Source organism: Bacillus sp. KICET-3 (assembly GCF_033261025.1).
Taxonomy (GTDB): domain Bacteria; phylum Bacillota; class Bacilli; order Bacillales; family Bacillaceae; genus Bacillus; species Bacillus sonorensis.
Window position 1 is genome coordinate 3,238,666 of the sequence record NZ_CP137345.1, and the last position, 13,670, is coordinate 3,252,335.

The following is a 13,670-nucleotide window of genomic DNA, read 5'->3' on the forward strand; positions in this document are numbered from 1 at the left end:
CTATACGAAGGGGTTTCTCTTAATGCTCTTTCAAGCTCGCCAGCGGCACTTCCTGTTCATTTTCAGGCTGGCCGAGCGGATAAATTCGGGCGGTTTCATTCTGCTGATCGACATGCTGAATATAAATTTGCTTGCCGTTGTAAGTGACATCAACCATCACCGGAGATTCTACGATTTCCTGAGCGCGCTGTGTATTCATCATGGCATCCTCCTTTAGGTTTTATCCATAATGTGCACACCATGCCGCTATCGTATTCTTTATGACTGCGTTTTTTTGCAGATCAGCGGATTTTAACATATAAAGGCAGGTCGGTATGTCCCATTTCACGCACATAGACAAACAGGTTGCCTTTGTGGTGAATCTCATGGCCGATCGCAAACTGAATAAGCTGTTCAGCGGTCACTTTCATGCCAAATGTCGTCGTCAGGTCGATTTCACGCTCCAATTCATCATCAGTAAAAGATTCGAGCAGCTGGTTCGTTTTCTCGGTATACGTTTTCGCAAGATCGGCAAGGCTTGTGTCCGGCACTTCCGCCTTCTGTTTGAACGCGCCGGCGTTCCCTTCCTTGGCCGTTAAAGCAAACTTATAAAAAGAATCGAGAATATGAACAGCCAATTCTTTCGCAGACATTGACGTTTCAGTCGGTTTGTAATCCAGATGTTTTTCGTCAATTTTTTGAATCAGTTCTTCCGTCACTGTGCGGTGTGATAAAAATTCCTGAATGATGCTGTTTTTGCGTGCCATTTTCGAATTCCCCCTTTTTGATGTGGCAGATCAATCATAGAATAACATGTTTTTCCTCAGGAATGATAAAAAAAGCTTGCGCCTTAACATTTGTCTTCCAATACCTTTCGAACCGCACGGACATATCGATAAAACTTCCGTGTTTTTGTATCTTCTCTTTCTTTGTAGGAAAAATCTTCAAAAAAATCTTCTCTTTGCGCCGTGCTGATTTCCAGCTGCACGCTTAAACCGGTTTGGCTTTCGTTGTTGATATTCTCGGAATCTGTTCCGGCAAATTTGCCGTCCACTTTCACCAGCTCTGCTGAAAAGTCTGATTTTTTAAGAGATCTGACAATGGCTTTTGCCAGCCTTCTGTCCGTCCCGCCGACCAAGGTATGCGGGCGGTCTCCCGAATAACCGTGGAACGCGATCGTATAGCGGTGTTCTTTTATTTTTTGCATTGCCAGAGGCTCATCAAAATTTGTGCTTGTAATGTGCAGATCCGAATTGTTTTCAGCTTTTCTCCCTTCAAATAAATACGTTGAAAAATCATCGTTAAAAGCGCGGACAAGCTCGCTGACCCCCCCTTCAATTCTTCCTCCGTGGGGAGAAAAAATGAGACAGTCGCTTCCGGCTTCTTCATGATAGTCGATATTATAGCTGTCTTTCTCATGCGCTTTCAGTTCCTCAAAACTGGTATACCTGTCGCCGGCTTGGCGCTGATATTCATATCTGGACGTTTTTTCCGCCCACCTGTATACGCCGTTAATCATCACGGCTGCGATCACCAAGTAGATGAACACCTTCTTCTTCATGTTTTTCTTCCCCTTTTGCATCTTATCTTACAGGTATAGGCATGTCCGCCACGCCTGTCTGTTATATGCTTTTTTTGCTTTTTTGTGACACAGTTATTTTACGCTTTCCATATTACGCATTCAATTATGAATAAGTTTGATAAAAAATAAAAATTTTAAGTTTTTTATTAAAACACTACTTTTTCAATAGATTGAAAGATATATAAATGTTAAGAAGAAAAGCCGATAGGAAAATGTCCAGAAGGAAGCAGTTTTTTTCTAAAAACGCATGTGCCCTGAAGCGAATCCGTTTTTCCAGAAAAGGGGTATACGGTTTGATAAAAAAAGATGCCAAACTGAGATCATCGATATATCATGGCGTATTTCATTTTTCATCTCCTTCTGTTATCCTATTACCTGATGATAAAAGAGCAGGTGAATAATATGATAGAACCAGAATATGAAACAAAAGGGTATGATTTGACAATTGTTTACGACTACAATCAATATCCGGATATGCATCATGGCCGCTGTGACAATTGTGATTACACGCTCTTTAAAAGTTCTGTAAAAAACGGCCAATTTTTGCGGGAATGCCGGCGCTGCGGCATGAAAAAAAGCATTTAGTCAAAAGGTGCATATGTAGAAAAATGTCGACAAGGCTGTTGCAGCTTTGCCGACAAACCAAGGTCAACGGTCTTAGTTGTTTTCTTTCTGTGAAATCGTTCCGGTAATTGAATTAGCGATCTTTCCACCCAGCTCGGAATTCAGGCTGTTGATATTTTGGATATAATCGTTGATGATATTTTGAATGGCTTGGTTCATCTCCGTATTTTCGCTGTTTGTCAAATCAGCTTCGCTTAAATTGATGTTACTGTTCTCCTTTACCAATTCAAAAATGGATTGCCCAAAGCCGGAAATCAGATGGTTGACTTTTTCAATGACTTGAGCCGTCTCAGCGTCCAGCTGGCCTGCATTCAGCGATAGTCCTTGTTTTTCGTTTTCATGCTTTTCAGCCATTTGTTATATCCCCCTTTCATTTTGCCAAGTCTTCTTCATTACTATATGATCAAAAAAAAATCTTGTCTCCGCAGCAGATTGAGACGGCCTCTAAATGTGTGAAAACATAAGAAAGGACGCCCCCTTGCAATGGCGTCCCTTTTTTTAGTGAACGTTTGTATATACTTCCTGAACGTCATCATCATCTTCAAGCGCATCAACGAGTTTTTCGATTTTTTCCTGAACCGCTTCATCAACTTCGGCATATGTTTGCGGAATCATCGTGATTTCTGCTGTAGCCGCCTGATACCCCCGTTCTTCAAGCCCCTTTTTGACACCCTCAAATTGTTCCGGTTCTGTATAAATCTCAAACAGCTCATCGCTCGTTTCAAGCTCGTCTGCGCCTAAATCAATGACCTCCAGCATGAATTCCTCTTCGTCTGTCTCAAGCTCTTCACGCTCGATGACAATGTATCCTTTCCGGTTGAACATATAAGAAACGCAGCCCGTTTCTCCAAGGCTTCCGCCGTTTTTGCTGAATGCGGTTCTGACGTTTGTCGCTGTCCGGTTTTTATTATCTGTTAAACATTTGACCATGACAGCCACACCGGCAGGACCGTAGCCTTCATATGTAATTTCCTCATAATTGCTGCCGTCCTGGTTTCCGGCCGCTTTTTTGATGGCCCGGTCAATATTGTCGTTCGGCATGTTTGCATTTTTGGCTTTGTCGATGACGAGGCGCAAGCTTGCGTTTGATTCCGGGTCAGGTCCGCCCTCCCTTGCCGCAACATAAATTTCTTTGGCAAGCTTCATAAAGATTTTGCCTCGTTTTGCATCCTGAGCATTTTTGCGTCTCTGAATGTTTTTCCATTTAGAATGGCCAGCCATATCTTTCTACCTCCAAAAAAATTCTCGTCTCTATGTATCACTTTATACGTTTCGGGCCGCTTTTGTAAAGAAAATGGCAAAATTGCCGGGATTACGCCCGGCAATTTCGGCTTATTGGTTCCGCAAGCGGTTCAGATTATTGTTTGTAGCGTCCCCGCGGTCTCTTACATTTTGAGGATCGTCATTCATTTCCCGAAGCCTTGTGAATGTGCCGTCGTCAGCAGCGATTTGAACTCTGCGGTTACCCGCAAAATCCTTGGCTGTTTTTCGAATTTGTCTTTTATCATCATTTGTCAGCCTTCTGTCGGCGCGCACCGCGATGATTACCGTCTCATCGGTCACAACGGCCTGGCTTTCATTAATATGATCCATTTTATTAACGCGCTCGGTAATATTTCTTGAGATTTTGCGGTTTTGCGGTCTATCATATCCCGTGTTAGCCGTATTGACCAGATGGTTATGATAGTTCATATCTCCCCTGCTGTACGTTCCGTCTCCTGTCGGAACCCGATCGTCATTTGCTACGTTTGTTGTGCCGTTTCTTCCGTTCATGTTTTCAAGCATATCCGTTACAGGGCCGTCACCGGCATCACGATCTGCGTTATTTGAATAATATCCGATTGGACGGGTATTGTTTCTCGTATCTGCAGCATCGTTATAGCCGCATGCTGAAAGACCAGCCGTTAAAAGTAAAATGCCTGAGAACACTTTCAGCTTCTTATCCAATGGTAGAACCCCCCGTGAAAACCGCTGATTTTTGAGCATCATGCTCTTTTTTAGGATGTGCGGGATCCGGGGAGATACCCTTGACAGTTATAGACAATGGAAGCGAACATTTTTGGGTATGAAGCGTTTTGAAAAAAGCAACATTAAAAAAAGGAACGATGTTTCATCGTCCCGTGTCACATCAGTCTTCGTCTTCTTCAGGTCTGTTAAACATTTGACCGCCTGACGGCTGCTGCTGGCCGTATCCTCCCATGCCGTAAGGGCTGCCCATTTGCGGCATTTGTCCATATGGCGCGCCGCCTGGATATCCGCCTTTAAAATCAGGTCCGCATCCGCAGTCATCATCACCATGCCCCATGTTTGGCTTACCCGCATGCCCGGCATTAGGCGGTGCATATCCAGGGTATGCCTGGTTAGGGTACGGCGCCTGAGCCTGCATAAAGGCCGGTGCCGTAATCGGCTGTTGATGGTATGGATATTGATGATGGCCTGCATTATCATGCCCCATATTATCGTAGTCCATATCATCGTCATCGTCTCCGTCATATTCAGCCGGAGATACATAGCCAGGATGATGCATGTGGTGCATATGGTGCATATAAGGCATATGAGCAGGGTAAGGATACCATGGATAGCATAAACCTGAACCCGGCAATACAGGGGAAACAGGAATTAAACATCCGGGATAAAATGGATAATGGTGAGGATGAGGATGATATGAAACGGGAGCTACATTCGGCACTCCGTGAAACTGTTTGTTTTCCTCACCTGCTCCGCCTGTTTGCGGCGGCTGCGGAATGTTCGGATAATTGACGTTTTCCATATTACTCTCCTCCTTATTTGTCCATGGAAAATGCAAATTTGGCGTTTTCTCTTGATGTTCATAAGGTGTTGGAGGTACGAACGGCTGATGGAGCTGATTTACGCTATGATATAGATTGGAAATGTCGCCTTCGGGCAGCCCCGGCTGGCCTAAATTGGGGACAGGCGGAACATAAGGAGTCGAAGGCTTTTCTTTTGGCTTTGTATCTTCAATGTCGATCTTCCCTTTAGGCTTTTCGTTTGCAAAAGGATGCTCCTGTTTTTTTGGAAACTCCGTTTTTTTTGGAAGTTCCGTTTTTTTGGGCAATTCCTTCTTTTTAGGCGGCTCCTTCCGCATATTGAGCTGTTCTTCTTTTTTGACCGGCACTCCCCCTGACGGCACTTTTATTTTCATTCCGGGCATGATGAGATCGGGGTTGCTCAGCTGAGAATTCAGTTTTTTCAGTTCCTGAAAGTCAACATTGTATCGTTCTGCAATTTTTTCTAGAGAGTCGCCCTTTTGGACAATATGGATTTTCAACGTTTTCCCCTCCTATGCAAAAACGTGAACGAACGCATTAGAATAACAAATATGTTTCCTCACAAATTTATGCGGTGGCAGGAGGGGTTATGATAAAAACTTGTTCTTTTTGTTAACTGATGCCGAGCATCCTGTTAAGAGAGGCGACGGCATCTTTTGCAACGGCTTCTTCGACCTTTATGACGCCTGCCGGTTCACCTTTATCAATCTGCTCCAAAGACCATAATAAATGAGGCAGATCGATTCGGTTCATCGTCAAACATGGACACATATCCGGATTGAGAGATTCGATTTGTTTGTCAGGATGTCTCTTGATGATTCTTTGCACAAGATTCATCTCTGTCCCAATCGCCCATTTGCTTCCCGGCTCCGCTTTACTGATGGTATCAATGATTTTTTTTGTCGACCCGCTGAAATCGCTGAGCATCACGACCTCGTGTGAGCATTCCGGGTGCACAATGACATTGATGCCGGGATCGCGTTCTTTTACATTTTTGATATTGCTGACGGTAAATTTTTCATGGACTGAGCAATGCCCTTTCCATAGAATGACCTTCACATCTTGAAGATCACCATCATACAGCAGCTCTTCTTCAATAGGGTCCCATACCGCCATCCGGCTGAGGGGAATGCCGAGATCATACGCAGTATTGCGTCCGAGATGCTGATCGGGAAGAAATAAAATCCTCTCCTTTTGCGTGAGCGCCCATGTCAGAATGTGTTTCGCATTTGACGATGTGACGGCCGCTCCCCCGTTTCTGCCGGTAAAAGCTTTAATCTCGGCGGTTGAATTCACATATGTCAGCGGAATAATCGTGTCGCCGAATCGTTTTGTCAGCTCTTCCCACGCCCGGTTTGTTTGCCGAATATTGGCCATGTCGGCCATTGAACACCCCGCTCTCATATCAGGCAAAACGACGACCTGTTCTTTTGCCGTCAGCATATCTGCGGTTTCCGCCATAAAGTGTACGCCGCAAAACACAATGTATTCTGCTTTTTTATTTTGCTGGGCCACTTGGGCGAGCTGGAGCGAATCCCCTGTTGCATCCGCAAATTGGATGACTTCGTCTTTTTGATAATGATGACCGGGGATAAACAGCTTTTCCCCGTATTTTTTTTTGATTCGCCGAATCCTTTCCTTCATGTCTTCTTCGGCGAGCTTTTTATAATACTCGGGCATCATGCTTCCGTTCGTATGATTGATCAAGTTTACAATAGACATCTGTTACCTCTCCAATCCGATCATTTTGTTCAAATTGACATTCATGCTAAAATCAACGGCCTTTGCCGAATGTGTTAAATAGCCTAGAGAAATATAATCAACCCCCGTCCCCCTGTACGCCGGCAGGTTTTCGAACGATATGCCGCCAGAGGCTTCCGTTATAATGCCGGGAGGCGTCATATCCGAAAATCGCCGAACCGTCTCCGGAGGACAGTTGTCAAACATAATGATATCGGCCCCTGCTTCGACCGCCTCTGCGAGCTCTTTCTCAGACTCGATTTCCACTTCAATCTTGACCATGTGCCCACAGGCTGCCCGCGCTTTTTCCACCGCTTTTCCGATTGAACCGCAGGCCGCAATATGGTTATCCTTGATCATGATGCCGCCGTCCAGTCCAAAACGGTGGTTAAAGCCTCCTCCTATTTTGACGGCGTATTTTTCAAGCATGCGGAGGCCGGGAGTCGTCTTCCTTGTATCGCATATCCTGATATCGGGATCATTTAGCCGCATCACCGACCGCTTCGTCAGCGTGGCGATTCCCGACATTCGTTGGATGAGGTTCAGAACGACCCGTTCACCTGTCAAAAGGGAAGCCGCAGGACCTTTGAGGCGGGCGATCACTTCTCCTGTTGCAACAGGTTCACCATCTTTTTTATTGATGTCAACGGCGATTTTTTGATCGATCAGGGCGAATCCTTCCTTTATGACCATCGCCCCTGCAAACACGCCGTTTTCCTTGGCAGAAATGGCAGCCTCGCATATATGGTCTTCACTAAAAACGGCCTGTGAAGTGAGATCTCCCCAGCCGATGTCTTCTTTGAAAAAATGTTCAAGCATGTGCTTAAGCATGAGCTGCTGCATGATTCACAATCCCTTCGTTGTGTCTTATCGCGATCCGTCCTTTTGAATGGACGATTTGTTTTCCTTTCCAGTTTGCATCATCTCTTGCAGGAAAATCTGAACGGAAATGCCCCCCCCTGCTTTCTGTCCGAAGAAGAGCTGAGTCTGTCATCAGCTTGGCCGTCTGCCACGAATGCGCCAATTCAAGCTCTGCTTTTGTGATATCCTTCACATTTATACGCTGAACCGGCATCTCTTCAAGCCAATTTCTCACATTCCGCAGTTCGGCTTCTGAGCGGATCATTGAAACATGAGCCGTCATGTTTTTCTGGATGTCCTCCAAGCTGCATTCAGGGACGGAAAATACAATCTCTTCCGGTTTTGGCGCTTTTCCGCTGAGGGGCATTCTGTGTTTCATTGTTTGTATCCGTTCTGCCGCTCTTTTTCCGTAAACAAGACATTCCAGAAGAGAATTGCTTGCCAGCCGGTTGGCCCCGTGAAATCCCGTACATGCCGCTTCCCCGACGACATAAAGATGTGGAACGGCCGTTTCTCCCCACCTGTTGACAGATACCCCGCCCATTAAAAAGTGCATCCCCGGCGATACGGGAAGCCGCCCTTGTTCGATTGAGATTCCCGCTTTATCACAGAGACTAGAAATCGTCGGAAACCGCTGGGTAAAGTCCGGTATGCTCGTGATATCCAAAAATATACGGCTCCCGGCTTTCTGTTTATGATGAATCGCTCTTGATACAATGTCGCGGGGCGCCAAATCCTTCATAGGATGCACCCCTTCCATGACCCTCTGTCCGTTTTCATCTATCAGGACGGCGCCTTCCCCGCGCACAGCCTCTGAAACAAGACCGAGGGCAAGCCCTTTCTTCACGAGAAGTGTGGGGTGAAACTGAACAAACTCCAAATCGGTCAGTTCGGCCCCGGCTCGGTATGCAAGTGAAAGCCCGTCGCTTGTCACCGAGCGGTCATTCGTATGCATTTGAAAAAGGTTTCCGCATCCTCCCGTAGCCAGCACAACACCATCCGCTTTTCTCAAGCGAACCTCTCCCGTGCTATCTTTTGTCCAGACGCCCGCACAGCAGCCATTTTCGATCCATAAATCAGCAGCGGCTTCATACTCCTTCAGCACGACATTCGAACCGAGCTTGTCGGCTAAATGACGAATCAGCATTCTTCCTGTCGCATCTCCGCCGGCATGCAAAATCCGGTTGGCCGAGTGCGCCCCCTCTTTTCCAAGCCTGAGGCGCCCTTGCTGGTCTTTGTCAAATGGGAACGCTTGGCTGATCAGCTCATGAACGAGCCGATGTCCGTCAACAATGGCATCATTGACCGTTTCTACATGATTGTGGCCGCAGCCGGCGTATAATGTATCCTCTGCATGCTGAACAATGGAGTCCTCCGGCATTATAGACGTGGCAATACCGCCTTGAGCAAGTGTCGAATTGCTGTCATGCACAGATTCTTTCGTAATAACAATGACTTCATATGAAGGCGGCATTGCCGCAGCAAAAGACAGCGCAGCCGCTCCGGCTCCGACGACAATAATGGTCTGACATGACATGATGATTCCCCCTGTGAATTTACATGTGTCTTGACACCTATATTTACATATAGATAAAATAAACTCAAGTATTTTTTACAGAATGGGAGTCTAAACAGGTGATTTATCTTGACTATGCAGCGGCAACCCCTGTCTTACGGGAGGCCGTTCAAGCGTTTCAAAAGCTCAGCACTGAAGTTTACGGCAATTCAAGCAGCCTGCATGATGCGGGCGGAACATCGGAAAGCATTTTGCATTACTGCCGTATGAAGCTGGCAGAGATGATGTCAGGTGAGGCAGAAGGTATTTATTTTACGAGCGGGGGTACGGAGTCTAATTTCTTGGCCGTCCAATCGATCTTGAAAGGCCTCCCTTCAGGGAAACGCCATTTTTTAATGACGGAAATGGAGCATCAATCCATGCATATTTTGAAGCGGTATCTGGCGGAGCTGGGCTATGAGGTTGGCGTGATGAAACCCGATGCTTCCGGGATCATCACAACCGATATTTTAAAACGGCACCTCCGCCCTGATACTGGGCTTGTTTCGATCCAGCACGCCAATTCAGAAACAGGAGTCATCCAGCCGCTCGCCGAATTGTCCGCCTTTTTGCATGAACGGGATGTCCTTCTGCATAGCGACGCCGTTCAGACATTTGCCAAAATTCCCGTCAGCGTTGAACAGCTTGGTGTCGACGCTTTATCTGTGTCAAGCCATAAAGTCTACGGACCTAAAGGCACTGGCGCTGTTTATATCCGCCCTGGCGTAAACTGGAAACCGGCCTATCCAGGCACACTGCATGAGAACGGCTTTCGAAGCGGAACCGTCAACGTACCTGGAATCGGCGCTTTTATCACAGCAGCAGAACGGACGGTCAGCGGCATGGACGCCGTTTTGGAAAAACACCAAAAGCTGCGCTCGTATTTTTTCCGCGGTTTACGGGAGCGGCGGCTTCCGATTTCCTCTGCGGTCCCGGATTCGCCTCAGCTTCAAGTGCTTCCGCATATTTTGGGTTGTTTTTTTCATTCCTATGAAGGACAATATGTTATGCTGGAATGTAACAGGCGGGGAATTTGTATTTCAACGGGGAGCGCGTGTTCCGCCGGCTATCATGAGCCGTCAAACACGATGAAGGCCCTTCGCATCCAAAGGGAACAGGCTCTTCAATTCATCCGCATTTCCTTCGGATCTGACACATCCAAAGAACACATCGATCAATTGTTGGATGTATTTGAAGCTATGAATCATGAGAAAGGAGACCATCGGATTGACAGACGGAGTAAAACTCACGGGAAGTGAGCGCCGCGAACGGCTGCTCGCTTGGCTGAAAGAATCAGAGGCGCCTCTAACCGGCGGCGAGCTGGCGAAAAAAGCTGCGGTTTCAAGACAGGTGATTGTGCAGGATATTTCTTTATTAAAAGCCAAAAATGAACCGATTATAGCCACAAGCCAAGGATATATGTATTTGCGGACGCAAACGGCCGATAAACAGCCGGTCAAGCGCATCATCGCCTGCGATCACGAACCCGGCAGAACGGAAGAAGAGCTGAACATGATTGTCGATTTTGGAGTGACGGTTCAAGATGTCACGATCGAGCATCCCGTATACGGTGATCTAACTGCATCGATCAGAGTTAGCACGAGAAAGGAAGTCTCCGATTTTGTGAAAAAAATCTCGTCCACAAAAGCCGCTTACCTGTCACAGCTGACAAACGGCATACACCTTCACACCCTGGTGGCAGATGATGAAGAGAAAATTGACCAAGTTTGTGACGCTCTGAAAAAAGCGGGCATCTTAATTCCCGAATAAGGCAAAAACAAAAGGTCCTCTGCCATGACGGCAAAGGACCTTTTTCATTATATTGTATACGCATAGTAAGTCCCGAGCATCTTTACTTTGCAGCCCAATGCTTCAAGCTCTGCTGCAGCACCAGGGATCAAAACCTCGTCTAACGCCATTTCAATATCAATAATAAAAAAATAATTTCCAAGCCCGGTTTTTGTCGGCCTGGATTCAATTTTGGAAAGATTCAAATTTCTCCAGGCAAACGCGGACAGCACTTGATGAAGCGCCCCTGATCTGTCTGAAGGAAGCGTCACCATCAATGTGGTCTTCGGTCTTGCTGCCAATTCGGGATTGACTTGAATGGAAGTATGTTGATCCGGATGGAGCATCACAAATCTGGTATGATTATGTTCATAATCATGAATATCCCGTTTTACAATGTCTAATTCATATGTTTTCGCCGCCATTTCATTGGCGATCACCGCGATGTTTTTTCCAGGGTTTTCGCTTACATATTTTGCAGCGGCTCCCGTTGAAGTGGCATATTCAAACGGAACAGACTCAAACTGGCCGTGCAAAAATTTATGGCACTGCGCAATCGCATGTGAATGGGAATAAATTTTCTCGATATCCTCCCATTCTTCTTTTCTCGAAGGATGGACAAGCAAATGCTGGCGGATCGGCGCCGTGATTTCCCCGACAATATAAAGCGGCTGTTCATGTATCAAATAATCGATTGTCAGGTTGACCGATCCTTCGATCGCATTTTCCAGGGGAACGACAGCCAGATCGATTTCACCGTTCATGGCTGCGTCCATGCAGGCAGGTATTGTATTATATGCTTGCTGATTGGCGTCTGCGAAACAAGAGCAGACGGCCAAATGGGTAAATGTAGCTTCTGGACCTAAATAACCGACTTTCATATTCATAGTATATACACTTCTCTCCCTTAAGCGCCCGAACCTAGTATTTCGACCTTTTCTACGAATTCCAGCTTTCTTAATTTGTTCATCAGCAAATCAACATTTCCGACCATTCCCCTCGTACTGACGGATAATGTGACATTCGCCCTTCCCTGTAGGGGGATGGTCTGGTGAATCGACAGAACGTTGCAGCCCGATTCGGCGACGACCTGAAGCAGGTGGGACAATGTGCCCGAACGGTCTTCCAAATGAAAAAAAAGCGTAATGATTTGTTCCTTGACCATTGTATAAAAAGGAAACACCGCATCCCTGTACTTGTAAAAAGCACTTCTGCTCAAATCGACTTTTTGGACGGCTTCAGCTACAGATTCGGCTTTCTTCCGTTCGATCAGCTTTTTAACCTCAAGCGTTTTCCGCATCGCTTCAGGCAGTACGTCTTCCCTGACAAGATAAAAGGTCTCCTCTTTCACTGACTTTTCTCTCCTTTTAAAAAACCCTGTATCCTAAAAAAGCGTTCTAACAGTTAACATGCGGAGAGTCTGCAATGGCAAACTCTCCGGCATGATCAGTCAATGAATTCAAATTCAAACTCCATGAGACGGATGATATCCCCGTCTTTTGCTCCCCGCGCGCGCAAGGCGTCATCAACGCCCATTCCGCGAAGCTGTCTGGCAAACCGCTTGACAGATTCGTCCCTTGAAAAATCAGTCATTTTAAATAAGCGTTCTAGCTTGGCCCCCGTCAGAACGAAGGTGCCGTCAGGGTCACGTGTAATTTCAAATGGCGCCTCTTCCTCTTCCAATTTGTACATGACTCTGTTTTCGGTGAGTTCTTCCTCATCGTAAAGAGGAAATTCCGGTGTTGTTTCCAGGCGGTCGGCGATTTCAAACAGCAGATCCCGCAATCCTTGTTTTGTAATCGCGCTGATCGGAAAAACGGGATGATCATCTGTCAGCTTTTCTTTAAACGCCTTGAGATTTTCTTCCGCCTCAGGCATGTCCATTTTATTGGCGACAATGATCTGCGGCCGTTCGGTCAACCTGAGATTATACTGCTCAAGCTCCTTGTTGATTGTCACATAATCCTCATAAGGATCACGTCCCTCAAGGCCGGACATGTCAATCACATGAACAATGACACGCGTTCTCTCGATATGTCTGAGGAATTGATGGCCGAGGCCAACGCCCTCATGAGCCCCTTCGATCAGTCCCGGCAGATCGGCCATCACGAAGCTGCGGCCGTCATCGGTCTCAACCATCCCCAGATTCGGGGCGAGCGTCGTAAAGTGGTAATCGGCGATTTTGGGCTTTGCCGAAGAAACGACAGACAAAAGCGTTGATTTTCCGACGCTCGGAAAACCGACAAGCCCGACATCGGCTAAAACCTTCAACTCAAGAACGACATAGCGCTCTTTGCCCGGTTCGCCGTTTTCTGAAAGCTGAGGAGCCGGATTTGCTGGCGTGGCAAACCGCGTATTCCCACGGCCGCCGCGGCCGCCCTTAGCAATGACGGCTTCCTGTCCATGCTCTGTTAAATCGGCGATGACCTGTTTTGTATCATCATCAATGACAACGGTGCCCGGCGGAACTTTAACGACCATATCATCCGCATTTCTGCCATGCTGATTTTTGGACATTCCGTGCTCTCCGCGCGGCGCCTTAAAATGCCTTTGATATCTAAAATCCATCAGTGTGCTCAGGCCTTCGTCGACTTTAAAAACAACATCTCCGCCTTTTCCGCCGTCTCCGCCTGCGGGGCCGCCTTTAGGCACATATTTTTCGCGGCGGAAAGCGACCATTCCATTGCCTCCGTCTCCGCCTTTAACATATACTTTTACCTGATCAACAAACATAATGTCCTCCGTTCTATTC

The 13,670-nt window shown here is 46.7% G+C and carries 16 protein-coding genes; 3 read left to right on the plus strand and 13 right to left on the minus strand.

Annotation, left to right across the window (positions count from 1 at the left end):
• Positions 1-19: 19 nt before the first annotated feature.
• From R5H20_RS16520 to R5H20_RS16530, 3 genes are all read right to left on the minus strand, one after another.
• Positions 20-199: a small acid-soluble spore protein H gene (locus R5H20_RS16520; RefSeq protein WP_006637826.1), complete on the minus strand. Its 180-nt coding sequence runs from the start codon at positions 197-199 to the stop codon at positions 20-22.
• Positions 200-281: 82 nt separating this feature from the next.
• Positions 282-746 carry a DinB family protein gene (locus R5H20_RS16525; RefSeq protein WP_006637827.1) on the minus strand — a complete coding sequence of 155 codons (465 nt, stop codon included), beginning with the start codon at positions 744-746 and terminating at the stop codon, positions 282-284.
• 83 nt (positions 747-829) lie between these two features.
• Positions 830-1,540, minus strand: a complete 711-nt coding sequence (locus tag R5H20_RS16530) for a poly-gamma-glutamate hydrolase family protein (RefSeq protein WP_006637828.1) — start codon at positions 1,538-1,540, stop codon at positions 830-832.
• Between the two features lie 423 nt (positions 1,541-1,963).
• On the opposite strand from R5H20_RS16530, the gene R5H20_RS16535 reads away from it, so the two are divergent.
• Positions 1,964-2,146 (plus strand): DUF8096 family protein, encoded by a 183-nt coding sequence (locus R5H20_RS16535; RefSeq protein ID WP_006637830.1) that lies wholly within the window; start codon positions 1,964-1,966, stop codon positions 2,144-2,146.
• Between the two features lie 72 nt (positions 2,147-2,218).
• On the opposite strand, the gene R5H20_RS16540 is transcribed toward R5H20_RS16535, so the two are convergent.
• From R5H20_RS16540 to nadB, 7 genes are all read right to left on the minus strand, one after another.
• Positions 2,219-2,539: a hypothetical protein gene (locus R5H20_RS16540; protein ID WP_006637831.1), complete on the minus strand. Its 321-nt coding sequence runs from the start codon at positions 2,537-2,539 to the stop codon at positions 2,219-2,221.
• Between the two features lie 144 nt (positions 2,540-2,683).
• Entirely contained in the window at positions 2,684-3,406 is a 723-nt protein-coding gene (locus tag R5H20_RS16545) for a YebC/PmpR family DNA-binding transcriptional regulator (protein ID WP_006637832.1), read from the minus strand.
• A 111-nt stretch (positions 3,407-3,517) separates the two neighbouring features.
• Positions 3,518-4,132, minus strand: a complete 615-nt coding sequence (locus R5H20_RS16550) for a YhcN/YlaJ family sporulation lipoprotein (RefSeq protein ID WP_006637833.1) — start codon at positions 4,130-4,132, stop codon at positions 3,518-3,520.
• Between the two features lie 181 nt (positions 4,133-4,313).
• Positions 4,314-5,474: a SafA/ExsA family spore coat assembly protein gene (gene safA / locus R5H20_RS16555; protein WP_006637834.1), complete on the minus strand. Its 1,161-nt coding sequence runs from the start codon at positions 5,472-5,474 to the stop codon at positions 4,314-4,316.
• A 112-nt stretch (positions 5,475-5,586) separates the two neighbouring features.
• Positions 5,587-6,696 carry a quinolinate synthase NadA gene (nadA, locus tag R5H20_RS16560; protein ID WP_006637835.1) on the minus strand — a complete coding sequence of 370 codons (1,110 nt, stop codon included), beginning with the start codon at positions 6,694-6,696 and terminating at the stop codon, positions 5,587-5,589.
• A 3-nt stretch (positions 6,697-6,699) separates the two neighbouring features.
• On the minus strand, positions 6,700-7,557 hold the full coding sequence (gene nadC / locus R5H20_RS16565; protein WP_006637836.1) for a carboxylating nicotinate-nucleotide diphosphorylase: 858 nt from the start codon (positions 7,555-7,557) through the stop codon (positions 6,700-6,702).
• The gene (gene nadB, locus R5H20_RS16570) at positions 7,538-9,112 is read right to left on the minus strand and encodes an L-aspartate oxidase (RefSeq protein WP_006637837.1); all 1,575 of its coding nucleotides are present in this window, start codon (positions 9,110-9,112) and stop codon (positions 7,538-7,540) included. The genes nadC and nadB overlap by 20 nt, the downstream gene beginning before the upstream one ends.
• Positions 9,113-9,210: 98 nt before the next feature.
• On the opposite strand from nadB, the gene R5H20_RS16575 reads away from it, so the two are divergent.
• Complete coding sequence (locus R5H20_RS16575) at positions 9,211-10,389, plus strand: IscS subfamily cysteine desulfurase (protein WP_006637838.1); 1,179 nt, start codon at positions 9,211-9,213, stop codon at positions 10,387-10,389.
• The gene (locus R5H20_RS16580) at positions 10,358-10,900 is read left to right on the plus strand and encodes a transcription repressor NadR (protein WP_006637839.1); all 543 of its coding nucleotides are present in this window, start codon (positions 10,358-10,360) and stop codon (positions 10,898-10,900) included. Before R5H20_RS16575 ends, R5H20_RS16580 begins: the two co-directional genes overlap by 32 nt.
• A 47-nt stretch (positions 10,901-10,947) precedes the next feature.
• On the opposite strand, the gene pheA is transcribed toward R5H20_RS16580, so the two are convergent.
• The 3 genes from pheA to obgE form a co-directional block, all read right to left on the minus strand.
• A complete protein-coding gene (gene pheA, locus R5H20_RS16585) occupies positions 10,948-11,799 on the minus strand; it encodes a prephenate dehydratase (RefSeq protein WP_006637840.1) in 852 nt (283 codons plus the stop codon).
• Between the two features lie 26 nt (positions 11,800-11,825).
• Positions 11,826-12,269 carry an ACT domain-containing protein gene (locus R5H20_RS16590; RefSeq protein WP_006637841.1) on the minus strand — a complete coding sequence of 148 codons (444 nt, stop codon included), beginning with the start codon at positions 12,267-12,269 and terminating at the stop codon, positions 11,826-11,828.
• A 95-nt stretch (positions 12,270-12,364) separates the two neighbouring features.
• The gene (gene obgE, locus R5H20_RS16595; protein WP_006637842.1) at positions 12,365-13,651 is read right to left on the minus strand and encodes a GTPase ObgE; all 1,287 of its coding nucleotides are present in this window, start codon (positions 13,649-13,651) and stop codon (positions 12,365-12,367) included.
• Positions 13,652-13,670 lie beyond the last annotated feature (19 nt).